The 25296-nt window shown below is 37.4% G+C and carries 16 protein-coding genes, 5 tRNA genes, 1 CRISPR repeat array and 1 riboswitch; all 21 genes read left to right on the top strand.

Going from position 1 to position 25296, the window contains the following annotated elements:
* The first annotated feature begins 372 nt into the window (after nucleotides 1-372).
* Nucleotides 373-3228 carry a CRISPR-associated helicase/endonuclease Cas3 gene (locus K9E37_RS00475; protein WP_033888432.1) on the top strand — a complete coding sequence of 952 codons (2856 nt, stop codon included), beginning with the start codon at nucleotides 373-375 and terminating at the stop codon, nucleotides 3226-3228.
* Nucleotides 3215-4876 (top strand): type I-E CRISPR-associated protein Cse1/CasA, encoded by a 1662-nt coding sequence (locus tag K9E37_RS00480; protein ID WP_004109011.1) that lies wholly within the window; start codon nucleotides 3215-3217, stop codon nucleotides 4874-4876. Before K9E37_RS00475 ends, K9E37_RS00480 begins: the two co-directional genes overlap by 14 nt.
* Nucleotides 4877-4899: 23 nt before the next feature.
* Nucleotides 4900-5520 (top strand): type I-E CRISPR-associated protein Cse2/CasB, encoded by a 621-nt coding sequence (gene casB / locus K9E37_RS00485; RefSeq protein ID WP_004109007.1) that lies wholly within the window; start codon nucleotides 4900-4902, stop codon nucleotides 5518-5520.
* Nucleotides 5521-5608: 88 nt separating this feature from the next.
* Nucleotides 5609-6697 carry a type I-E CRISPR-associated protein Cas7/Cse4/CasC gene (cas7e, locus tag K9E37_RS00490; protein ID WP_248893358.1) on the top strand — a complete coding sequence of 363 codons (1089 nt, stop codon included), beginning with the start codon at nucleotides 5609-5611 and terminating at the stop codon, nucleotides 6695-6697.
* A gap of 57 nt (nucleotides 6698-6754) precedes the next feature.
* On the top strand, nucleotides 6755-7630 hold the full coding sequence (gene cas5e / locus K9E37_RS00495) for a type I-E CRISPR-associated protein Cas5/CasD (RefSeq protein ID WP_004109000.1): 876 nt from the start codon (nucleotides 6755-6757) through the stop codon (nucleotides 7628-7630).
* Complete coding sequence (gene cas6e / locus K9E37_RS00500; RefSeq protein WP_004108997.1) at nucleotides 7631-8278, top strand: type I-E CRISPR-associated protein Cas6/Cse3/CasE; 648 nt, start codon at nucleotides 7631-7633, stop codon at nucleotides 8276-8278.
* A 36-nt stretch (nucleotides 8279-8314) separates the two neighbouring features.
* Nucleotides 8315-9256: a type I-E CRISPR-associated endonuclease Cas1e gene (gene cas1e, locus K9E37_RS00505; RefSeq protein WP_004106692.1), complete on the top strand. Its 942-nt coding sequence runs from the start codon at nucleotides 8315-8317 to the stop codon at nucleotides 9254-9256.
* 1 nt (nucleotide 9257) lies between these two features.
* Complete coding sequence (gene cas2e / locus K9E37_RS00510; protein WP_033888433.1) at nucleotides 9258-10337, top strand: type I-E CRISPR-associated endoribonuclease Cas2e; 1080 nt, start codon at nucleotides 9258-9260, stop codon at nucleotides 10335-10337.
* A gap of 107 nt (nucleotides 10338-10444) precedes the next feature.
* Nucleotides 10445-10996: direct repeats of the CRISPR family, unit length 28 nt; unit sequence GTCTTTCCCGCATACGCGGGGGTGATCC.
* A 425-nt stretch (nucleotides 10997-11421) separates the two neighbouring features.
* A tRNA-Gly gene (locus K9E37_RS00515) sits at nucleotides 11422-11494 on the top strand.
* A 28-nt stretch (nucleotides 11495-11522) separates the two neighbouring features.
* Nucleotides 11523-11593: transfer RNA gene (locus tag K9E37_RS00520), tRNA-Cys, on the top strand.
* A 30-nt stretch (nucleotides 11594-11623) separates the two neighbouring features.
* Nucleotides 11624-11695, top strand: a tRNA-Val gene (locus tag K9E37_RS00525).
* Nucleotides 11696-11735: 40 nt separating this feature from the next.
* Nucleotides 11736-11808: transfer RNA gene (locus K9E37_RS00530), tRNA-Val, on the top strand.
* Between the two features lie 242 nt (nucleotides 11809-12050).
* Nucleotides 12051-12140: riboswitch (TPP riboswitch) on the top strand.
* A gap of 194 nt (nucleotides 12141-12334) precedes the next feature.
* On the top strand, nucleotides 12335-13576 hold the full coding sequence (locus K9E37_RS00535; protein ID WP_004108971.1) for a hydantoinase/carbamoylase family amidase: 1242 nt from the start codon (nucleotides 12335-12337) through the stop codon (nucleotides 13574-13576).
* Between the two features lie 317 nt (nucleotides 13577-13893).
* Nucleotides 13894-15378, top strand: coding sequence for an allantoin permease (gene allW / locus K9E37_RS00540; RefSeq protein WP_102155157.1), 1485 nt, complete (start codon nucleotides 13894-13896; stop codon nucleotides 15376-15378).
* Between the two features lies 1 nt (nucleotide 15379).
* Nucleotides 15380-16756 (top strand): allantoinase AllB, encoded by a 1377-nt coding sequence (allB, locus tag K9E37_RS00545; protein WP_248893360.1) that lies wholly within the window; start codon nucleotides 15380-15382, stop codon nucleotides 16754-16756.
* A 73-nt stretch (nucleotides 16757-16829) separates the two neighbouring features.
* Entirely contained in the window at nucleotides 16830-17027 is a 198-nt protein-coding gene (gene thiS, locus K9E37_RS00550) for a sulfur carrier protein ThiS (protein WP_248893363.1), read from the top strand.
* On the top strand, nucleotides 17028-17651 hold the full coding sequence (thiF, locus tag K9E37_RS00555) for a sulfur carrier protein ThiS adenylyltransferase ThiF (RefSeq protein WP_102155153.1): 624 nt from the start codon (nucleotides 17028-17030) through the stop codon (nucleotides 17649-17651). It abuts the gene before it with no gap.
* Entirely contained in the window at nucleotides 17641-18408 is a 768-nt protein-coding gene (locus K9E37_RS00560) for a thiazole synthase (protein WP_004108959.1), read from the top strand. Before thiF ends, K9E37_RS00560 begins: the two co-directional genes overlap by 11 nt.
* Before the next feature lie 143 nt (nucleotides 18409-18551).
* Nucleotides 18552-18627 (top strand) — tRNA-Gly (locus K9E37_RS00565).
* Between the two features lie 201 nt (nucleotides 18628-18828).
* Entirely contained in the window at nucleotides 18829-22272 is a 3444-nt protein-coding gene (locus K9E37_RS00570) for a tetratricopeptide repeat protein (RefSeq protein WP_248893365.1), read from the top strand.
* Nucleotides 22273-22405: 133 nt separating this feature from the next.
* Nucleotides 22406-25294 carry an NAD-dependent DNA ligase LigA gene (gene ligA / locus K9E37_RS00575; RefSeq protein WP_102155152.1) on the top strand — a complete coding sequence of 963 codons (2889 nt, stop codon included), beginning with the start codon at nucleotides 22406-22408 and terminating at the stop codon, nucleotides 25292-25294.
* The last annotated feature ends 2 nt before the right edge of the window (nucleotides 25295-25296 follow it).

The raw sequence follows: 25296 nt of genomic DNA on the forward strand, positions 1-25296 counted from the left end.
ATTAAACATCTACATCTGCTTTACTTTTGTAAGAGTTATACCACTTTGAACAATTTTAAATTTATACTACAAACGGATTAACTGAAGGCGTACAAGATCTAGATTCAAGGAATCACAATAACAATGTTGTTTGATGTATAATCGCTTTTGATAGTCTTTCCTGCATGCGCGGGGGTGATCCTTCTATGTTTTGCGATATATAGTTTTTCCCGCATAAGCGGGGTACAATGGTTGAGCTTCAGATTGCATTGTGTATTTGAAGCTCAACTAATTTTTAGTAAATAAATTTTCAACACAATCTTCCTTAAAGCTCTTATTGAGAGTATATTTGCCATTATTTAATAATCATTGTGGATTAAGAGGATGGTAGGTATGAGTTGTAATCACGTTGTTAATCCTGCATTATGGGGTAAAAAGAGAGAAGCTAATGGAGTAATGCAATGGCTTCCTCTTGCTCAACATCTTGAGGATACTAGAAATGTTATTGGCCAATTATGGGATCATTGGCTTAGTGATGGTCAGCGAAAATTGATTGAATCCTCATTAAGTAAACATGTTGATGCAAAAAAATTATCTCAATTTTTAGGATGCATACATGATATTGGTAAAGCTACTCCCGTTTTTCAGTTTCGCAAATCGGCTTCACCTTCAGAAGATTTAGATATTGCGTTAAAAAATAAGTTAGCTACTGTTGGTTTTACAAATATTGATTATTTTATTAAAAATGCAAAGGGTCGCTCGAGTAGCCATCACACTATAACTGGTCAAGCTATTCTTTCTAATGCTGGAGTTCCTGAAGGAATTTGTGCAATCGTTGGAGCTCATCATGGTAAACCTTTAGATAATGATTCTGTTTGTAAAAGTAACGAATCTGCGTATCCTGACCATTATTATCAAAGTGAAACTGAGAGTGAAAATAGTAAATTATGGAAAAAATTGCAGAATGATATTTTGGATTGGGCTTTAGAAAGAAATGATTTTTCTAATGTAGATGATCTTCCTGAAATAAGTGAGACAGCACAAGTTTTATTGTGCGGATTAGTAATTATGGCTGATTGGATTGCTAGTAATGAACACTATTTTCCTCTTATTCCAATAGAGAAAGATTTGATTGAAAATCAGGAAGAAAGATATAGAAAAGGTTGGGAAAAGTGGTTGCAACATGGTTCTAAAGACGTATGGGAATCATTAAATTGTTGTAGTAATGTTTCGCAAGTATACAAACATCGTTTTGGTTTTTTGCCAAATAATATTCAGATAGCGTTGTGCGATGCTATTTCTCAGTCTAAAGAGCCTGGAATTTTTATTCTTGAATCTGCAATGGGATCGGGGAAAACAGAAGCTTCTTTAATTGCTGCTGAGCAATTAGCAAATCTAACCGGAAGAAGCGGAGTATTCTTCGGTCTTCCTACTCAAGCAACTTCTAATGGAATGTTTAGGCGAGTTGAGGATTGGCTTAAAAGCGTGAACTGTGATTTTCAGGGTGAAATTGGTTTACGTTTAGTTCATGGTAAAGCTGAATTGAATGCAGATTATGCGCATTTGCCGCATGGAATGCAAAATATGAATGATGGTTGTGAAAGTACTTCTAATAGTAATGATGTAAATAATAATGGAGTAATACTTAATGATTGGTTTACTGGGCGAAAAACCGCAATGTTGGATGACTTTGTGGTTGGTACAGTAGACCAATTTTTGTTAGCTTCGTTAAAGCAAAAACATCTTATGCTTCGTCATTTGGGATTAAGTAAAAAAGTTGTAATTATTGACGAAGTGCACGCTTATGACGCTTATATGAATAAGTATCTTGAAGAATCTCTTATTTGGATGGCAGCATACGGTGTTCCTGTTGTGTTACTTTCTGCTACTTTACCTGCTAGGCGTAGAAAAGCACTTATAAAAGCCTATATGTGTGGATTGTTTGGGTTTAATTGGAGAGAATGTGATAAATCTAATGTCGATTTTGAAACAAATAATTATCCTTTAATTACGTACAGTGATAAAAACTGTGTAAAACAAAAATTTATTGAAAATGATACTAGTGAGAATAAATCTATTTCTGTAAGAAAAATAACAGACGATAACTTACATGAATCACTTGTTAATGAGCTTAAATCTTTGTTGAATAATGGTGGTATTGCTGGAATTATAGTAAACACCGTTAAAAGAGCTCAGGAAATTTATAATGTATGCGTTGGTGAGTTTACTGACGAAGAAGTTATAGTTATTCATTCGCAATTTATTGCTACAGATAGAGTTAGAAAAGAACAACAAATTTGCAATATGATAGGCAAGAATGCTCATAGACCTGCTCGTGCAATAATTATCGGTACGCAAGTATTAGAGCAGTCGCTTGATATTGATTTTGATGTTTTGTTTACTGATCTTGCTCCTATAGATTTATTACTTCAGCGTGCTGGTAGATTACACAGGCATACGATAGAACGCCCGGATGTTCTTAAAAAACCAATTTTATATGTGTTGGGAACCAGTGAGTGTTATGAATTTGATAAAGGTTCAGAGTCTATTTACAGCAAATATTTACTTATGAGAACTCAATACTATTTGCCAGATGTTATAAATATGCCTCAAGATATTTCTCGATTAGTGCAAATAGTTTATGGAGATAATCCTTTAGAGTTACAAGAAGATTTGAGATATGTGTATGTTTCTGCAAAAAGGGAACATGATTCATTAAGAAATAGTAATGAAGCTAAAGCTAAAAAGTATCGCGTTGAAAATCCTGTGACAAGAGTTGGTGAAAAGTCTATTGTTGGATTATTGTATAGTTCAATTACAAATGAATCTGATGAATTTGCATGTGCCCAAGTTCGCAATAGCGGTGAATCTATAGAAGTTATTGCTGTGAAAAAAGTTGGATCTGGTTATGGAACTTTCCATGATTGTGAAGATATATCGCAAAATATTGATGATTCAGAAGTTGCAATGAGACTTGCTCAAGAAACAGTAAGACTGCCTTGGATGTTTGTGTCGAGCAGTAATCGCGTTGAAGAAACAATTAAAGAGTTAGAAAAAATACGCAAGCAAGAACAGTTCCAAAACTGGGATAATCATCCTTGGTTGCGAGGTTCTTTAGTACTTCTGTTTGATGAAAATAATAGTTGCATGATATCAAAATATAGAGTTCTATATTCTGAAAAAAGTGGTATTGTATGTATTAAGAGTTCGGAAGAAGATAGAAAGGAATCAAAAGGTGAGCAGATTTAATTTATTAGATGAGCCTTGGATTTCAGTCATTGTAGGCAAAAAAGGCCACAATAAACTCGTATCAATTACAGATGTGTTTAAGCATGCATCTGAATATAAGGCTCTTGCAGGAGATATGAAAACACAGGATTTTGCATTGCTCCGCATTTTGCTTGCTGTCCTTCATACTGTTTTTTCTAGGTACGATATTCAGGGAAATTCTCGTGAATTTGATTCAGCTGAAGATAATGAATACGATTTCAATAAAGAAACAATGAATATTTGGCGCGAAGTTTGGAATTCAAAAAAGTTTCCAGACGCAGTTTTCAAATATTTAGAACAATGGCATGATCGTTTCTATCTTTTTGATGACAAGTATCCATTTTTCCAAGTACTTAAACAGGATATTTATAGCAAAAAGCTTAGTCATAAAAATCCTACTGAATTATTGGGCAAAAATATTAATCGCTTAATTTCTGAAAGTAAAAATAAAATAGCTATATTTTCTCCAAAATGCGGTGAAAATAAATCTATTCTTAATGAATCACAATTAGCTAGATGGCTTATCGCTTTTCAAGCATATTCCAGTGTTCCAGATAAAACTCAATTTGGTAGTGAAAAATATGATTCTTCTAAAGGATGGCTTTTTAATCTTGGTGGTATTTACATAGAAGGGGAAAATCTATTTGAAACTCTTATGCTCAACTGCGTGCTTGTTGGTGAAATGCAATCTCCTGAGAAGAGGCAAAAACCGTGTTGGGAGTATTCTGGAGCGGAAAATATTGAAAATTCGTTTTATGACACATTTATTGACAATATTTCTCAGCTTTACACTCGTTGGAGTAGAGCAATATATATAAATCCTAGTATTAGGATGGATAAAGGAATATCTATTTATACGGTAATTCTTCTAAAGCTAAATAATGAAGATGCATTTATTGAGCCAATGACAGTTTGGTTGCACAACAAAAAAAATAAAGTCGATGATACATATATACCAAGGAAGCATAGTGCAGAAGAATCTATGTGGAGGTCGTTCGGGTTACTTACATCGCAAGAATCAGATGATGAAAGCGTAAAAAATCACAAACCAGGAATTATGGAATGGTTAAACAAAATTAGTAAAAATATTTCGGGTTCTTTTATTTCATTACACGCTATAAGCATGAAAGGTGATAGTAGTTCATCTGATATTCCTATTGATGAAATATATGATAATTTGTATTTTAATGAGGTAGTTTTTACTGATAATACCAACGACGGTTGGGTGCACAGAATTAATAAAGAAGTTGAGTATACAAGATCTGCCATAGAATTTATTTACAGGCAATTTCTTCTTGACATATGTGAAATACGCAATAGAAATAAAGATGATGCAACTACATATGCTGCTAAGTATGTTAATCATGCTTATTTCTTAGTTGATCAACCGTTTAGGCAATGGTTAGCAAATATTAGGCCAAAAGATTCAATGAATGAACGATGTACTCAATGGAGAAATACTTTGTATAACATACTCATAAATGAGGCAGAAGTCATGTTAAAAAATGCTACGTTACGTGATTTTACAGGTCTTGTTGGTGAAAAAAGTAAAAAAAGTCCTGCAAAAAATATAGTTATAGCCTACAACATTTTTATTAGTCGATTAAAAAAATTATCAGAAAAATAAAATACATGAGAAAGGGGGCTATTATGGCTGAAAATCAAAGCAAATCTGTTGAAGTATCAAATGCTGTTAGCAAAATCATAAATCAATTTTTGAATGGCTCAAATATTGCATCAAGACGAGCTATGCTTGCTCAACTGCGTCACACAATTGGTAAGCCATTAAGTCAGTCAGTAGAAATATGGCCATGGATATTAAGCAATGTGCCAGAAAGCTTCATCAATAAATATGGTGAAGTTAGCTACCAATTGCGATCTGTTATAAACACTTTGCAAATATATGCATTGTATGAACAAGGTGTTGTAGAAAAATCAAGTTATAAGTATTTGAACAAATCTGAAGATTCAGAAAATGAAAAATCTTATAACAATATGGGAACAGCTTTAAGAGCACTAAGAAGCGATGAAGGCGTACGCGGAGCCATGGATAGACGCTTTAGTGTTATGATTACTGCAAGCGATTACGAAAGTTTTTACTATTACCTTCGTCAACTAGTTCGACTACTAAAAAGCAGAACGAAAGAAAATCAACAATCGATTGATTATTCTAAACTAGCTCGCGATTTATATTTACTTCAGTTTGAAGATTCAGAAAAAGTAAGACTTTCTTGGGCACAAGAATATTATCGCTTAAGCAAGCAGAAATAACTTTTTATCAACATCACATATTTTGAAATTACATATTTCAAAAACAACGTTATTAAACAATTAAATAAAATTTAGAAAGGTTAAAACAATGAGCTCTCGTTTATTCTTAGATATTCAAGCAATCCAAAGTGTTCCTCCATGCAATATTAATCGTGATGATGCAGGTAGTCCAAAAACTGCTCAATATGGTGGTGTAACTAGAGCTAGAGTAAGCTCTCAATGTTGGAAGCATTCAATGCGTAAATATTTCAAAGAGCACAGCGGAGATTCTAATGTTGGAATACGAAGCAAAAACATTGTTAAGTACGTTGCAGATAAAGTTATTGCATTAAAACCAGAATTATCTGAGCAAGAAGCATTAGATTTAGCAAATAAAACGTTAAATAATGCTGGTATTAAAACTAAAACAGATAAGGGTAAAATAACTCCTGTAGTAAATGTTCTATTTTTCTTAGGTGAAAATCAAGCGAATTCTCTAGCGCAAGCAGCAGTCAACAATATTAAGGACAAGAAGCAGTTGGAAGAAATTTTGAAAGATAATCCACCTATTGATATTGCGCTATTCGGTCGCATGCTTGCAGACAATCAATCTCTTAATGAAGATGCTTCTTCTCAAGTTGCTCACGCAATTTCCACTCATGCTATTCGAACTGAATTTGATTACTATACTGCTGTTGATGACTTATCTACTGAGGATAATTCTGGAGCTGGAATGCTGGGCACAATAGAATATAATTCTTCAACGCTGTATCGTTATGCAAATGTTGCAATACATGAATTTAGTCATCAGTTGAGTGATAACAAAGAATCTACAATTAATGCTCTTAAACTTTTTATTGAAGCTTTCGCTAATGCTATGCCTACTGGAAAAGCAAATACTTTTGCGAATCAAACTTTGCCGCAAATGCTGGTGGTAACTTTAAGAGATGACAGACCAGTGAATTTAGTGAGCGCATTTGAAGATCCAGTAAAAGCAAAAGACGGATATGTTTCAAAATCTATTGAGAAACTATCTAAAGAATACGAAAAAGTTCAAAAATTCGTCAATAAGCCACTTGCATCATTCTATGTAACAATGGATTCCTCAAATGAGGAGATTAAATTAGGCGTAGAAGAGCAAAGTATGCAGCAATTATTGGATGATTTTTCTTCCAAAGTCTCCGAATTGCTTCAGTAAATTTCTTAATAAAAACACTTATTGGTTGATGTTTAGTGTTTAACAGTTAGGAAGCTTATGAAAAGTTTATTACTGAAGTTTGCTGGACCTTTGCAATCATGGGGTACAGATTCTCATTTTGAAACTCGTCACACAGATTACTATCCATCTAAAAGTGCGGTAATAGGTATGATTTCTGCAGCTTTTGGGTATAGAAGAACTACAGATTGTGATGAAGAGATTGCAAAGCTTAATGATTTAGATTTTGCAGTACGAATAGATCAGCAAGGAAATCTACTTAGAGACTATCATATTGCTGCAAAATACAAGCCTAACGGTGATTTTGAAAAAAATTACGTTACAAATCGTTACTATCTAGAAGATGCTATATTCCTAGTTGCAATAGGATCCAACAATGAGCAACTTATTTACAGTATTAACGATGCGTTGCGCTCGCCATATTTTCAATCTAGTTTAGGCAGAAGGTCATTGCCTCCTACTGCTGACTTCATCCTAGGAGTAGAAGATTGTGGAGTAATTCAGGCTCTATTAACGCATGAGTGGCTTGCAAACAAGTGGTCTAAAAAAAGATTTAATACTTCTAAACTATCTGAAGCATCAGAGTCTTCTAATGAATCATGCAATGAAGTATTTATATCCTTATACGCTGATTCTGTTTTAGTAGATAAAGCTGCATCAGAATTAGTTAAAGACGATAATACTACTTATAAAATTCAGGAATCAGTTCGTAGATTGCGCAAAGATTTCGTTAATTCTTTCTCTAACAAGGAAAGAAAATTCGGATTCCGTTACGAGTCAAAAATGGAGATACCTATTAAGAGAATTCTTCACAATAATTCGGATTTGGAAGGTATTTCATCAGATAGTAAGCATGTGAAATCTACTGGAGATTTTATTGCTGAGCATGATGCTTTTTCTGGATTGGAGGCTTAAATGTCTTATTTGAGTAGAGTTGAAATTGATTATAAAAAACCTAAATCGCAGCTAGATCTTAAATCTGTAGGAGCTTTTCATAACTGGGTTGAACAAAGTTTTCCTGACGAATGGGAAAATCATGAAAGAAGCCGAAAACTATGGAGAGTTGATGTTCTGCATGGAAAGCATTACCTGCTTATCGTAAGTGATTCTGAACCAGATTTGCAACGTCTAGAGATGTATGGTGTTATAGGGACGGCGTCAAGTAAGAATTATGATAAGTTCTTAGGCTCACTGATGAATGGCATGAGAATGCAATTTCGTGTGACGCTTAACCCTGTTGTTTCTATTTCTGATACTGCTGAAACTCGCACTACTAGAGGTAGGGTAGTACCACATGTTACTTATGATCAGCAGATGAATTTTTTGCTTAGTCGCGCACAAAAATTAGGTTTTTCGTTGAACGAAAATGAATTCGCTATTGTTGAACGCGGATATAGCTTATTTACAAAGTCAGAAAAACCTATTCGATTAAGTAAAGCTGTTTACCAAGGTATTTTAACAATTAGTGATGCAGACATCATGCGTAAAACACTGCTAGAAGGAATTGGTAAAAAGAAAGCATATGGCTTTGGAATGATGACAGTAATTCCTTTAAACAATTAAATGAATTACGCTATTTTTATTAAAGGCTGTAACAGTATGAAAAAGAAATTCGGTGCCAAAAAAGCTGAAATACCAGAGCTTCCACGTATAAGCGACAGAGTGAGTTTTATATATGTAGAGCATGCGAAAATTAATCGTCTTGATAGTGCTGTTACAGTCTTTGATGCAAATGGAACTATAAGAGTTCCTGCTGCAATGATTGGCGTTTTACTTTTAGGTCCTGGCACTGAGATTACTCACAGAGCTATGGAATTACTTGGAGATGTTGGCGCAAGCATAGTTTGGGTTGGCGAGCATGGTGTTCGCAATTACGCTCATGGTAGAGCATTGTCAAGAAGCTCAAGATTATTGGAAAAACAAGCAAAACTTGTTACTAATAGTAGATCAAGATTGAACGTTGCGAGAAAAATGTATCAAATGCGTTTCCCTAATGAAAATATATCGTCATATACTATGCAACAATTAAGAGGTAGAGAAGGAGCTCGCGTAAGAAGCATATATAGGGAGATGTCTAATAAATACAATGTCCAATGGAATGGTCGCGATTATAAAGTCGATGATTTTGAAAGTGGCACTGTCGTTAATCAAGCATTGTCTGTAGGTAATGTATGCCTTTACGGTTTAGTACATAGCATAATATCTGCTTTAGGTTTAGCACCTGGATTAGGTTTCGTGCATACCGGACATGATCTTTCTCTTGTATACGATATTGCAGACTTATATAAAGCTGAATTAACTATTCCTGCATCTTTTGAAATTGCTGCTCGGTGTGAATCCGACGATGACATTGAACAGTTAATGCGTTTGAAGATGCGCGATTGCTTCGCAAATTGCAACATAATGTCTCGTATCGTTAATGATATACAAAATCTTCTTGAAATCCCGATTGACAACCAAATTACTGTTGATGTAATACATCTTTGGGACGATAAGGAACATCTAGTAGCTTCTGGCGTAAATTACAGTGAGGTGAATTGATATGCCGTTAACTGTGATTACGATGACGAACTGTCCACTATCTTTAAGAGGTGATTTAACTAAGTGGATGCAAGAAATAGCATCAGGAGTTTACGTCGGCAATTTTAATAGTCGAGTTCGAGAAGAATTATGGAAGCGCATAGAAGACTGTGTTGGCAATGGTGCTGTAACAATGAGCTTTTCTTCTAGAAATGAAATTGGCTACGATTTTAAGACTATACATTCGCATCGTGAGGTGGTTTATTCGGATGGATTACCTCTGGTACGTATTCCAACAGTTGATACATTAGAAAACGATATTAAACATGGATTTAGCGATGCAGCACATTTTCATAATGCAAAGAAATTTTCAAATATAAGGCGTAAAAATATTAATACTCCTTCTAGCACAATTGAAAATAATTTTGCTAATGAAAATATTAGTTATCTAAGTTATGATAATGCTTCTCAAACTGCAAAATTTACTACGGATGATGAAGAGATAACTTGTACCGATTACTGGAAGGATTTTATAGATAAAATAGATAAAAATTTTGTTGTAATAGATTGCGAAACTACAGGTTTAAATAGCAAAGTTGATAAAATTATCGAAATTGGAGCCGTTAAGTTCATTGATGGGAAAATTGAAGAATTCCAGAAATTAATAAATATTAATTGCGATAGCGTTAGTAATTTTAACAAAAATAATTTTATTCTTAATGAAATTATTGAGCTAACTGGTATTACATCCAGCATGCTTGAATCTTATGGTGTCAGATTAGATTTAGCATTAAAAGAATTTATTGATTTTGTCGAAAAATTACCTGTACTTGGATATAACGTACAATTTGATATGTCATTTTTAAATTCTGCTTTATCTTCATTAGATGAAAGATTTGATCATTCTCTTTCAATTAACAAAATTTTTGATATTTCTCGTTTTGTAAAGAAAGAAAAGAAATTTTTAAAAAACTACCAATTAAAAACAGTGCTGCACGAATACAACATTGCTGAATCTGTTCCACATAGAGCTCTTCTGGATGCTAGACTAACAGCGCATCTTGTTTTTAATTTGAAAGGATTGCTAAAATTTATTTCATAAAAATAAAATACTGATGTACTACTCTCTGTGATAGGTTGAATCTGAAAAGTAAATGGAATTTGACTATTGCTGTTATAAAAATGGCCATTTTATTGGGATTTTTAAGCGTCTTTCCCGCATACGCGGGGGTGATCCCAAACTGCGGACTGTGGATAGCGCAATACCCTAAGTCTTTCCCGCATACGCGGGGGTGATCCCCTTACTGGCGTGCGTCCTCTTCTTTACGGTAGGTCTTTCCCGCATACGCGGGGGTGATCCTAAGAGGTGATGGTTGAGGACGACCCATAGGCTGTCTTTCCCGCATACGCGGGGGTGATCCCAGTCATAACAGTCTCCTAGTCCGCAAACCAAAGTCTTTCCCGCATACGCGGGGGTGATCCCGTAGCTTATGATCCCAACAACAAGCAATACTAGTCTTTCCCGCATACGCGGGGGTGATCCCTGTGAAGCGTTTACAATGCGTGCTTCTATGAGGTCTTTCCCGCATACGCGGGGGTGATCCCTCTGGAATTACAACCGTACGATATGAAACCTTGTCTTTCCCGCATACGCGGGGGTGATCCTATGAAGATTGACGTCGCATACGCGGGGGTGATCCTTGAAAGCGTACCAACTCCAACAGATGAAGAAAGTCTTTCCCGCATACGCGGGGCTCTGCGACCTGCCTGAGCGCTTAAAGCGTAGCGCGCGAAGGCAGGTCGTCGCACTGCGCTAGTAACGATAAATCGCAATTATTCGTTATTAACGCAGATTAGCTACTGCACCAGTAACATATGACCGTTATTTTCTCAGTCAAGTATCTGAGAAAGTAACGCTAATAAGCAAAACACTGTTAAAAACTCAGTCAAGTATCTGAGAAAGTAACGCAAATAAGCAAAACATCGTTAAAAACTCAGCTAACCAACTGAGAAAGTAACACTTGCGCTCGCAAATGCTCCAATCCATACGCATAACAAACATCCAACCAACACACGCAAACACCACCAAACGACACGCCAAATAGGCGAGGGCTTGCATTTGAGAATATTTCGGGTATAGTAGTTACTCGTGCTTCGGCGCTGACATTGTTCAGTAAAGTTGCATTGCGGACATAGCTTAGTTGGTAAAGCGCAACCTTGCCAAGGTTGAGACCGCGGGTTCGAGTCCCGTTGTCCGCTCTAGGTCCGATGAGTTATTCGACCTTACGGTGGGTTAGCCAAGCGGTTAGGCAGCGGCCTGCAAAGCCGTATAGATGAGTTCGACTCTCGTACCCACCTCGATTAAGCTTCAAGCTTAATAAACAACCTGGGCGGTTGGCGCAGTGGTAGCGCACTTCCCTGACACGGAAGGGGTCACAAGTTCGAACCTTGTATCGCCCACTCGAAAGGATTGCCTTTCACGCATAATTAAAAAAATTTTGGGTGATTGGCGCAGCGGCTAGCGCACTTCCTTCACACGGAAGGGGTCATAGGTTCGATTCCTATATCACCCACAATATGTTCGCAGTGTAGAAGCACTGCGTTTTTTGTTATCTGGCTATTTTTTGTTTCCTAACTTACATATGAAAATTTTTGGCAGCCGAACATACATGCAACCACAAATGGAAGCAATATCTCATATCAACCAGCCAACCAGTCAACCAAGCAAGCAACCAATCATTTCTTCACAGAAACACACATGCAAATGTTCATTTTGAGTTCATTTAATATCGTGCTATACTCATCCGAGTACAAGTGAAAATTGCAGGGGTACTGGAAACAGTTGAGAAACACCCTTTGAACCTGTTTTGTTAAGACATGCGTAGGGAGCAATTACAGTAAGTGATTTCTTTCTATCACGATTTTCGTGATATCTTGCGTTGCCACAAAGTAGTAGCAGTTACACGAGTATCAACTAAACAATTAAAAAGTTTTTTAAAAAAACAACTAAAAAACTAAAAACCAAACACCAAAACCAAAAAATATCCGCCTGAATGTCACTTTTGGGAAAACTTGCACAAGTGAGGAGGAATACTGCACATGATTAATAGCAGCATAAGTGCTGAAACTATAGAATCAGCCATAAGCTGGCTTGCAGGATTCACAGAAAAACCAGGAGAACAAGGAGTTACTCGACCTCTTTACACAAAATCTTGGAAACAGGCTCTTTTTGCTCTTCGTCAACGATTTGAAAAACTCGGTATGACTGTGGAATTCGACCAAGTTGGAAACCTAATTGCAACTGTTGAAGGATGCGAAAAGCCAGAAAGCATAATAGCTTGTGGATCGCATATTGACACAGTTTCAAGAGGAGGTCGTTTTGACGGTCAACTTGGAATAGTTGCAGCCTATTTAGCAATTAAGAATTTACTTACTAGATATGGAAAGCCAAAGAAAAGTCTTCGCATTATCTGCTTAGCAGAAGAGGAAGGCTCACGTTTCCCATACGTATTCTGGGGTTCAAAGAATTTCTTCGGACTAGCCAAAAAAGAGGACGTAGAAAATATTTGCGACAGTGAAGGTGTTCCTTTCGAAACAGCAATGCGTGAAGCTGGGTTCAATTATCAAACAACTCAACCTAAGTTCGCAAATCTTGAAGCCTGGATTGAGCTACACATTGAGCAGGGACCAACGCTTTACAGCAATCACGAAGATTTAGGTATTATCACTAGCATTGCTGGTCAGCATCGTTGGGATATTCATCTTAAAGGCGTACAAAATCACGCTGGCACAACAATGATGTCCTACAGGCACGATGCAGTAGATTGCATGTCTCATATAATCGCCAAGAATCTTGACAAAGCTAAGCAAGCAGGCGACCCACTGGTACTTACTTTCGGTAGAATCAGCGTAGTTCCAAATCAAGTAAATATTGTTCCTGGAGAAGTTACTTTTTCAATGAACTGCCGTCATACAGATAAAGCTTTTCTTGATAAATTCTTGCAGGAACTCGACGAGGACATTCACGAAACTGCCAAGTCTTATGGCATTACAGCGCAGATTGATAAGTGGATGTCTGACGATCCTACACCACTTAGCGACGATATTATTAATCTTTTGAAAGATCAAGCTAATAAGCAAGGTTATGCATACAGGGTCATGCATTCAGGTGCTGGTCAAGATACGCAAATTTTTGCTCCGTTTGTAAAATCCGGAATGATTTTCGTTCCTTCGAAAGATGGTATTAGTCACGCTCCAGAAGAGTACACAGATCCACAAGACGCTGTTCACGGGGTAAAGCTTTTACGAGATGCTCTGCATAGTTTGGCTTATGAGGACTAACGAAAACCAACTAAAAGATAACGAAAACCAAACGAAAACCAAAAAGAAATGGAAATTTAGGAAGGACGCAAAAGGCATATACTATGCAAACTTCACTGCTTAGTTAACCGCAGCGAAGAAAAGTGAATATCGAATGAGAGTACAACGCTTATTCACGAATAAGAGGCTGATACGAAGGGGCGCACCACCACGGGTACGACATCCTTTCGTATCTTTTTTATTTTTGAGCAAAGTTGCGATTATTACTTTCAAAAAACTCAAAACACAAAACACAAAAAAGAATCAAATTTACAAACAAGAAAAGTAAGGAGGTGCGCATGCAAATTAGTAAACTGCTAAAAGATGAGCCAGTAGCTAGTAAAAACTTGGAATGTTACCGCGAGCGCGGCTACACCAACGAAGATTTACTGCCAAAGCCGCAAGAAAAACGCACAATGAGCGCTCTTAATTTCTGCACTTTGTGGATGCAGTCTGTACACAATATTCCTAATTATGCTGCAGTTGGCGCATTCCTTTTAATGGGATACTCTCCAATTTACGTAATGATTGGTATCATGCTTGGCGCAATTCTTACAGCAATTGTCATGGTTGCTAACGGTGTTGTAGGTTCCAAATACGGCATACCGTTTTCTATGCATTTGCGCGCAACATACGGAAAAGCAGGCGCTCAGCTACCAGGATTCCTTAGGGGAGTAGTTGCTGCAATCTGCTGGTATGGCATTCAAACATATATAGGTGCGAAAGCTTTAGAGATTCTAGTTGGCAAAATTTGCCCTGAGTTTCTTACTTTTGGAAACAAAATACCATTCGTAGGTTCGCACATACCTATTATTATTTCCTTCGCAATATTTTGGTTGCTTAACTTGGCGATTGGCTTAGGTGGAGGAAAGACTCTTAATAAGCTAACTGTAGTATTAAGCCCACTTATTTACGTTGTTTTTGGTTGCATGAGCGTATGGGCTATTAGCTGCGCTGGTGGATTATCTGCAATCATGCAGTATCATGCTACTGTTCAAGCGCCAACTAATTATGATCTTGGGCTTTTCATGATGATGGTTGTAAATTCTGTACTGGGCGTTTGGGCTGCTCCTGCCGTTTCTATTGCTGATTTTACGCAAAATGCAAAGTCAACTATGGCTCAACTAAAAGGTCAAATTGCTAGCTTCTTGCTAAGTTACGCGCTTTTTGCCTTTACAAGCGTAGTTATTTTAGTGGGCGGATCGCTTTTTTACCATGAAACTATTACAGATGTTCTTGTTATCATAAACAAGTGGGATAGTCTTCCTGCAATTGCAATAGCTACTGGGTTGCTTCTACTTACTACAGTTTGTACAAATGCTACTGGCAATATTGTTCCTGCAGCATACCAGCTAACTGCTTTAGCTCCGCGATTTGTAAATTATAAGCGTGGCGTAGTTATTGCAGCTCTTGTAAGCACTGTGTTAATGCCGTGGAAGTTTATGGCTAATATTACAGGCTTCTTGAATCTTATTGGTATGCTTTTAGGCCCAATTGCAGGTGTTCTACTTGCTGACTATTACGTAGTAAAGCGCACGCATATTGATCTTGATCAAATTTATTACGATACAAATAGCTCGTCAAAATCTGCTTATTCTGGAACTAACTGGATATCTTACACTTCTACGATACTTGGGCTTTTATTTGCTCTTTCCGGACAGATAATTCCTCTACTTTCACCGCTTACTCAAATCTCATGGATTGTGGGATGCGCTGTAGGTTTCGTGTGTCAAATATTACTATCAAAAGTTTTTCAGCCAACAATGGCTAAAGAAAGGAAATAATATGAACTACGATGTAGTAATCACAAACGGTTTGGTTGTATTCGATAATGAAGCAACTAAAACCGATATAGCAATTAAAGACGGCAAGTTTTCCGCTTTTGGAAGCAACTTTGCAGCAGAAAAAACTATTGACGCGACTGATTTAATAGTTGTTCCTGGAAAAGTTGATTCTCATGTTCATATTAATGCTCCAGGCGGCGGCGTTCGCGACGATTGGGAAGGTTTTGTAACCGCAACTTCTGCCGGCGCAAAAGGCGGTATTACTACAATGCTGCAAATGCCTTGCAATCAAATTCCTGCTACTACTGATGGAAAATCATTTGAGGCAGTTTTAAAAGAGGCTGAAGGAAAACTAAAAGTTGACGTTGGTCAAACTGGTGGTTTGGAGCCACAAAACCTCAATGGCGGAATATGCGAGCAAGATAAGCAAGGTGTTGTTAATTACAAGGCATTCCTTGGAACTACAGGCGACAAGGATTTGCAAGTTGATTTATACAATTGCGACGATTACTCCTTGTACACAGGTATGCAGCAGATTGCAAAAACCGGCAAAATTTTGATTATACATTGCGAAAACGCTCCTATTACAGACCAGCTTGGAAAGAAAGCTCATCAAATGGGAGCTAGAAAGCTTTCTGAGTTCGTAGCAACCAGACCTGTTTTCACTGAAGTTGAAGCTATTGAGCGCGCTTGTCTTTTTGCTAAAGAAACTGGATGCAGAATTCATATTGTTCATGTTTCTTCACCAGAAGGCGCTCAAGCTGTTGCTGACGCTCGTAAGAATGGCGTTGATGTAAGCTGCGAAACTTGCAACCATTACCTGTATTTCGACACTTCTGAGCTTGACGAGATTGGAAATATTGCTAAGTGCACTCCGCCAATTCGTGACAAGGAAAACCAGAATGGCTTGTGGGAAAAGGTTTTTGACGGTTCTATTAACTTCATTGTTTCCGACCATTCGCCAGCTCCTTTGAGTTTGAAGCAAACTGATGATGCTTTCACAGCTTGGGGTGGTATTGGTAGCGTTCAAAACGATGTTGATGTGTTCTTTGATGAAGCTGTGCAAAAGCGCGGAATGTCATTAACTCAATTTGTGGCATTGAATTCTAGCAATTCTGCAAAACGCTTTGATTTGAAAGGAAAAGGCAGCATACGTTTGGGTTATGATGCAGATCTTGCATTCATTAAACCAAATGCTCCTTATGTTCTTAAAGCTGAAGACCTTGAGTATCGCAATAAGTTCAGCCCGTACGTTGGTCGCACTATTGGCTGCCAGGTGGTAAGAACTTTACTTCGCGGTGAAGAAATTTACAGCAAAGAAAATGGCGTTTGCAAAGGCTTCAAGGGCAAGTTTATTCTTCATCCAGCTAAGGATTAGGTAGAATCTTTAAACGTAATATTTAAACGTAATATTCAAAACTTAAAGCATATTCTATAGAAAGGAGGTAAGTGTGCTGAAACTTAATCACGATACTGTGGATTATGTTGAGAACGAGAATTTACTTGAACTACTTAAGCGCGAAGGCTACGACAGTACTTTTGTTGCAATAGAAGTTGATGGTGAATTAGTAAAACGCAAAGATTTTGAAACTTTCATAGTTAAAGATAACGCAAAAATTGAAGTATTTAACATTATGGGAGGAGGATGAATGGAAAGTGACGATATTCGCGCAAAAGTTCTTAAACGTCAGCTAAAGGAAGATAATGATTTGTTTGCTCAACAATCAGTTTCAATACTTGGCTGCGGCGGTTTAGGATCAAATATTGCGTTGATGCTTGCGCGAGCCGGCGTAAAAAAGTTGTACATTTACGATTTTGACAGTATCGAGTATTCGAATTTAAACCGTCAAAATTATACGATTAACGAAATTGGACAACACAAAGTATATGCTACTAAAGCGCGACTTAATGAAACTTTGCCGTACGTTGAAGTAGAAGCTTTCGTACAAAAAGTTACGCCAGAATCGTTAGATGAAATTGCTGAGCGCTCCGACTTGTTTATTGAAGCATTCGACAATCGCGAATCAAAAGCAATGGTTCTTGACTATTTCATGAATCATCCTAACAAATATGTTATTACCGCTTCTGGCTTATCTGGACTAGGAGATATTAAGAACGTAAAAATTAAGCATCTTTCAAACGTGTGCTTAGTAGGTGATTTTAAGTCTTCTCCTGAAGAAGGCTTGTATTTGCCTTATGTTTCGATTATCGCAAGTTTAGAAGCGTTAGAAGCGTTGAAATGGATAAAAAATGGAGGAAATTATGGAGAATGAAGATTATTTAGAATTAGGTGGTAAGAAGTTTACTTCTCGATACATTTTGGGTTCTGGAAAGTATTCTGAGGAGCTTATTGATGCCGCAGTAAATAGTGCTAAAGCTGAAATGATTACTGTAGCAATTCGCTATAGCGAGAAAGCTGCAGGAATTTTAAAGCATATTCCAGAAGGCGTTACCATTTTGCCTAATACTAGCGGATGCGTAACTGTAGAGGAAGCAGTTAACACTGCACATATTGCTCGCGAAATGGGTTGCGGAAACTTCATCAAGCTTGAGATTATTCCTGATCGCAAGTATTTGTTGCCAAACAATGAAGCTACTTTGCAAGCAACAAAGATTTTGGCTGACGAAGGCTTTACTGTTCTTCCTTACATGTATCCAGATTTGTACTTTGCTAAGGCAATGCGCGACGCTGGAGCTGCTGCAATTATGCCTCTCGGCTCTTTGATTGGCTCTAACAAGGGTCTTGAAACTAAGAAGTTTATTCAGCTTATTATCGACGAAATCGATCTTCCTGTTATTGTCGATGCCGGCATTGGCGTTCCAAGCCAGGCTGCTGAAGCAATGGAAATGGGTGCTGCAGCTGTAATGGCAAATACTGGAGTTGCTACTGCAAACGATATTGTGCTTATGGCTAAAGCATTCAAGCTTGGTATTGAAGCAGGCCGCGCAGCTTATCTTGCAGGCCCTGGTCGAGTGCTTGAAAAAGGTGCAACACCATCTTCTCCAAAGCGCGATGACGAAAGCAAGTAAGCAAACAAATAAAATAAGTCTTCAACTTAAAACACTGAAAATCTGAAACAAGTAAGCCTTACAAGTGCAGCCAGTACTTGTAAGGCTTGCGACATACCTAATTTGCACTTTTTATGAAAATGATATAAGGTATTCACTTGTTTGCGGACATAGCTTAGTTGGTAAAGCGCAACCTTGCCAAGGTTGAGACCGCGGGTTCGAGTCCCGTTGTCCGCTCCATTTTTTCTCAATATTCGAAGCCGTCGTATTCTCTTATTAGCAATCTATTGATGAAATAATTTCGATAAATAATGTCGCGCATTTTATAACATGCATAATTTCTTATATACTAAAATAATGTGATTAAACGCCACATTATGTGCGCTAAAAATATAAAACAAAAACTCACATGCCACAAAGCAAAGTGAAAGAATGGGGATTATGACTAACAACATGCAAACTACTGAAAATTCAGAATCTCAGGAAGATAGTATGTTGCAACTACAAGAATCTCTTAACTCGTTGTGGTCAGAAGGCAATCCAATAGATATTTCGTCGCGCGCTAAAAAGTACGTTATTAAAGATTTTCCACAAACAAATATCAACAATCAATTAGGCTGGGTTCAACTTAACAAGAAAAAAGAATACACGTCAATTGGATTATTTAAAGAAGACGGAAGAAAATTCCTTCAACTAGCAGTAGCAGATTCAGAAGGGCGAATATTTCTCGGCAGCAAACTTAGCTACGAAGATATTCAAGACATGAGACCGCAACTTTCATTTGTAGAAAAAAATAATTCTTCACTGAAAGATTTACACCGTTTTTATGGAAAACAATATAAAAAAACAAAAATTACTCTAAAATGTGCATTTTCGGAAGCGTTTGACGAAACATACACCAAACATACAGACTATGATATGGATAATATCGTAGAATCCTATTTAAATGGCGACGCAACCGTAGAAGATTTTCTCGCTTCTTTAGAAAGCAGTAAGTCTAAAAGCGCGTTAAAACCAGAACAACGCTCTAAAACTTTTGCCGGAAAAATAAACCACTTTTCTAAAACTTTTTCAAAAATTAGAAAAGAAAACGTATTTTGCGTATCAAACGGAGACTTAGTTTTACAACTTTCAGAAGATAACGGTTTAATTAAAATCGGTTCGTGGATCTCACACGGGTTCGGAACTAAAAAAACTTATACTCTCGAAGAGTTACGAACTAAACTTCCAGAAAACTTACGATGCAATCTTACATACAGAAATGCAATAACAATAGCATTCTTTGCAGCATTATTCATTCCAGACATGCACAAGTCTTTAACTGGATTTGGTTACAGCAATATACTTCGCAGACTAGAACACGAAGCACCTTTAGGAGCAATACGAAGAAGTGTAGAAGACATAAAAATAGCGAAAAAAGAAAATTTAAGAGTTTCAGGTTTAGAAGAATATTTTGAAAAATTAATGCGCTCAACTGGAGCTTTAGAAACAGAACGCAGCCTGGAAGCAGTGCATGGTGCAGAACGCCTACACATGCAAAAATCTCAGCAAACAGAAGCAAACTACTTACTTTGGGATGATGCTTTGGAACCAAATGCTGCACTCAAAGTACTTAAAATAGAAGGCGCTATTAACCGTTTATATTCAATTTATGATTGTCTGCAAATTAACTCCATTATGGGAGGAAAAACTTGCGAAAATACTATAAAAGAAGAGCAGGCATCACAAATCGACATGGCAATGATTAAAGATGTTGCTTTTGCAGCAAGCGGTTCAATAGGTATGCAATTTTTTGGCAATCCTCTGATGGACGACAAAATAAGACCTATTTTGCACATGTGGAGAAGAGCAAAGCAGGTAAAAAATAACGATAAGTATTTCAATAAGATAGATAACGACAGTGAATGGTCCTATAGGCAGCGTCTTTCTAATCTTATTAGAAGTGTATACTTGCCGTTCCGTTTTGACGCGGAATTCCGATCTAATTTAGAAGATGGTAACGTGGCAATAAACCTTACTACAGCTGGAGCTGCACTTATGCCATCTGTAGCTTACGCTAATGAGGATAAATCTTGGAAAAATCTGAACGACGACGATAAAGAAAAACTAGCTACAAACTACAATCTTCAAGTTGGAATGATAATGTCTACTCTAGCTTTTGGAGCAAGCGGTAAAGTAAAAAATGTTTCTATACGCTTAGATTCAATAGGCTTAGAAGAGATGGTTACAGCACAAAACAATGCTATGAACAATCTTGTAAATCGTACTCTTAATGCGCTTAACGTTATGAATAGTGACGCTGCAAATAATGATTCATCCAAGCCAAAAGGAGATCCAAAAGACGGTGACATTCATGGAGACCCGTCTAAATTGCAAGAAATGCAGCAGACTAATATTAGTAACGCAAACAAGACAAACAATAATGTCATATCAATGCATGCGAGCGCAAGCAGCCAAGAATTAAACTCAGAAACAGACACAAACGCAGATTCTAACGAAAATCAACTGTCCGAAAACAGCATGGATAAGTCTAAAGAAGAAAATTCATTTGCAGCTTTTACTACAGCACCATCCATACGAGCTCTAACTACAGTTACGTTTAGCAGAAACAGATTTATAAAACTTATTCACCAAAACGGATTAAATAATCCTATAAAAACATACGAAAAATTTAATGCCAAATTAAACATTGATTCTCATGGAAAATTAAATACCATCGAACCAGATTTTGATGTTCACAGTAGCCGCTTTTCTCCTCATGGATCACAAGAAGAACCTGAATTTTCTGACAAAATTTTTACAGCAGATCAGGAAAGCATACTGGGAACACAATACGCACAAGGGCTTTCTATACAACGTGAAGATCTTCTGCAACAAGCTGTTGCCGACTTCCATCATATTGCTTCAGAACTTATGCCAACAACTGCACAAAAAGCTCACGAAGCTATGAGTATTATTGAAAGCATTGACGATCCTGAACTTAACGCTCAAGCAGATTCAATAACGCGAGCGCTAATTGACGAAACAGATTTACCTAATCTTTCATTTACTACAGCAAAACGTATAAGAGATATTCGTACAAAAGCTCACGAACAGTTTATGAGTGGGGACCTTAGCGAGGCTTTAAAAGAGTACGAAAATTCTGTAGCACAATTCGATACTATGTTTACTAGCAGCGAAGCTGTACCAAGATACTTTAATTCCTACGCTGAGAGAGTAATTTATAATCATCTATTTGCAACTAAAGAAGAACGAACAAGACTTATTCCTGACGGTCTTTTCTACGCGCATATGGAACTTGCTGATTTACTTTCGCAATTAAACCAACATGACGAAGCTTTACGCCATTTAAATATTATGGTTTCGTACGCTCCTACTTACGCTCTTTCTCATTTAAGATTAGCTGATATACTTGCGCAAAAAGAGGATTGGTCATCTGTTATTGCAGCTTGCATTAACGCTTTGAATGTGTCTCTCGATAGGGATGACGCTGCTTTTGCTTACTATAAGCTCGCTTATGCGGAATGGATGCAGAATAATTTCCTCATTGCTGCATCTTCATATAGAATGGCACAATACTTAGCTCCAGGAAAGATTGAGCCGCTAGAAATGGAACTTGATGAGCTTCTTTCTAGAATGAGATCACAGTGCAAGCTAATACCGAGCAATATACATGAAGCACAGATGGCTCTTCTTTCTGAAGACGTACCAGCTTGGCCTGATATTGAAGCAGAAGAGATTATTGATAAAGCAGCAAAATTAACTGTGAACGATGGAATGTTTGTAATTGCAAGAACTTTATGTGTTGCAAATATTCGAATGACTTCTAACGAAGATCTAAGTAGCACAGTACAAACACAGTTCTTAAGATCTTTAAACGCTTAAGAAATAGAGCAAGCAGTTTTAAAATTTATTAGCTTAATACTCAATACATCATTGAATAGTTTTTACTGTGCTTATACAGTCTTATTAGATACTGTTTATAGGCATTAGTAAAACGTAGCTGAAGGGAATATTCATGAGTGAAAATAGTATTCGCGAAGAGTCAACAGAGAGCGAACAGTTATCGCTTTTTTACGATTTTGACGAGCAAACTATATCTCATGAAGCGCCAAAAAACGAAACTAATAGCATAAGTACAGTTAAAACAGAGACTGTTACTCAGGCTGATAGCAAAACTGATAACAAAACTGACATGCATGAAGCGAATGAGTGGAACTCTACAATAGACACCGAAAAGTGGATTGTAAACTTGAAACCAACAGACACTGATGCGTTGACTCTCGGAAATTTGCAGCCAGCGACGCTTACTATAGAGCAAGCTGCGAAACTTTGGGCGAAATTGGCAGCTTGGGCACAATCTGATCAAATTGCTTATTATGTAGAAGATTCTCCAACTAGTTCAGACGCAGCATACGATGCAAGAATGCGAGCGCTAAGCTCTTTAGAAGCTGCCTTCCCAACTTTAGATACTCCTCAATCTCCAACACATCGCGTAGGTGGAACTTTTTCTAACGATTTTACTTCTGTAAAACATCCGTCTCGAATGATGAGTTTGGATGACGTATTTTCAATTGAAGAATTACATGATTGGTATAACAGCGTAATTCGCGATTTACAATGGGATGAATCTCAACCTCTTCCTATGACTTGCGAAGTAAAAATTGATGGTCTTGCTTTAAATCTTATTTATCGCAACGGTACTCTTGAACAAGGTCTTACTAGAGGCGATGGCGTAACTGGCGAGGATATTACATTAAACGTAAGAACGATTGAAGCAATACCAACACAGCTTCATTCTGACAATACTGACGATATTCCTGAGTTCGTGGAAATTCGTGGCGAAGTTTTTATGAAATGGGAAGACTTTAGAAAATTAAATGATGAACAAGAAAATGCTGGACGAGTTGCTTTTGCAAACCCTCGTAACGCTGCAGCCGGCTCTTTGCGCCAAAAAGATCCACGAATTACAGCCACGCGTCGATTAAGCTTTTTTGCACACGGACTAGGTGAGCTTCGTTGGAAAGAAAATACAAGCCATAACAACAGTGAAACAAAATTTAATCAGTCTGACGCATATAAGTTCTATCAACAGTGGGGAATACCTGTTTCTCCATACACGAGAAAAGTCACAAATTTTTCTGAAATAGAAGAAATGATTGACTATTACAGAGAGCATAGAGCAAATATTTTGCACGCTTTAGACGGCATAGTTGTAAAAGTTGATGACAGAGCATTACAGCATCAACTAGGAGCTACTTCTAGAGCTCCACGATGGGCTATTGCATACAAGTATCCTCCTGAAGAAGTTAATACTTATTTGAAGGATATTATTGTCCAGGTTGGAAGAACTGGAAGAGTAACTCCTGTAGCTGTTCTTGAACCTGTTACTGTAGCAGGATCGACAATTTCGCGTACAACTCTTCATAACGCTTACGAAGTTGAACATAAAGGTGTGCTAATTGGCGATACTGTCGTAGTTCGTAAAGCTGGGGATGTTATTCCGGAATTAGTCGGACCGGTACTTAAAGCTAGGGAAGGGCGAGAAAATGAACTTAGAAAGTTTGTTATGCCAGAATACTGCCCATCTTGTGGAACTAAGCTAGCTCCTGCAAAAGAGGGAGATAAAGATATTCGTTGCCCAAATGTAGAAAACTGTCCAGCTCAACTTACAGAACGAATAATTCACTTGGCTTCCAGACAAGCTTTTGATATTGAAAATTTGGGCGATAACGCTGCGCTAGCTCTCACAAATCCTGAGGATTGCAGGCCTACAACTGCAGAAGTTTACTGCCCAGATATGGATAAAATTATAATTCAGCGAGGCGCAACTCAACAACCATATATACCTTCACCAGATTTAACGCTACCTGAACCACAAACTCCAGTACTTAGAAATGAAGCTGGATTATTTAGTATTACTGCCGACGATTTACAAAATGTAATGGTTTGGAAAGAAATTCCTCTTGTTGAAGAGTGGAAAGAAGTTAGTAAAGACGGTAGCTTTAAAAAGCGTACACGCAAAATAGGCGGATCTGGTCTTTGGCATCAAGTTAGAGCATTTTGGACTCGCACAATCGAAGCAAAGTTATCTACAAATTACGAAGCAGCAGAAACTTCCGAAAAAACTACTTCACTAAACGAACAATGGGATCCTCAATATCCTAAATTCCAGGTTCCAATTGACGCTAAAGTAGTACTTTGGAAAAATAAGCGCATTACTAGAAATGCTAAAACTAGCGACAACACTAAAGAAACAATAAATGTGCCATGGTATACAAGACCTTCTGAAACTACTCGTAGCATGCTTGAAGAAATAGCTCAAAAAGGCAAAAATGCAGCACTGTGGCGAGTTTTGGTTGCTTTATCTATTCGTAGACTAGGTCCACCAACTGCACGTCTTATAGCGGCAAATTTTGGATCTTTAGACAATATTTCCAAAGCATCTATTGAAGAACTTACACAAATTGATGGAGTTGGTCCTGAAATTGCGCAAGCAGTATACAACTGGTTCCAGCAAGCTAAAGACCCTGCTAATTGGCAATTTGAAGTATTAAAATCGTGGCAAGAAGCAGGTGTAGTAGGGAAAGTTGAAACATCATCTTTCGCTCAAACATTAGTAGGTAAAACAATAGTTGTTACAGGATCTTTGCAAGGATTTACACGAGACAGCGCAAAAGAGGCTATAGTCTCAAGAGGCGGCAAAGCATCAGGATCAGTAAGCAAGAACACATATTGCGTTATTCTAGGCGAAAATGCAGGATCCAAGGCAACTAAAGCGCAAGAACTCGGCATTCCTATGCTTAACGAACAACAGTTTAATGCTCTTTTAAAAACTGGGAACTTAGAAGAAATACTACAAATTGCAAATAATACTGTGTCAAATCTCATTGCTGAGGAATCATAACG

The organism is Gardnerella swidsinskii, assembly GCF_023277705.1.
Taxonomy (GTDB): Bacteria; Actinomycetota; Actinomycetes; order Actinomycetales; family Bifidobacteriaceae; genus Bifidobacterium; species Bifidobacterium swidsinskii.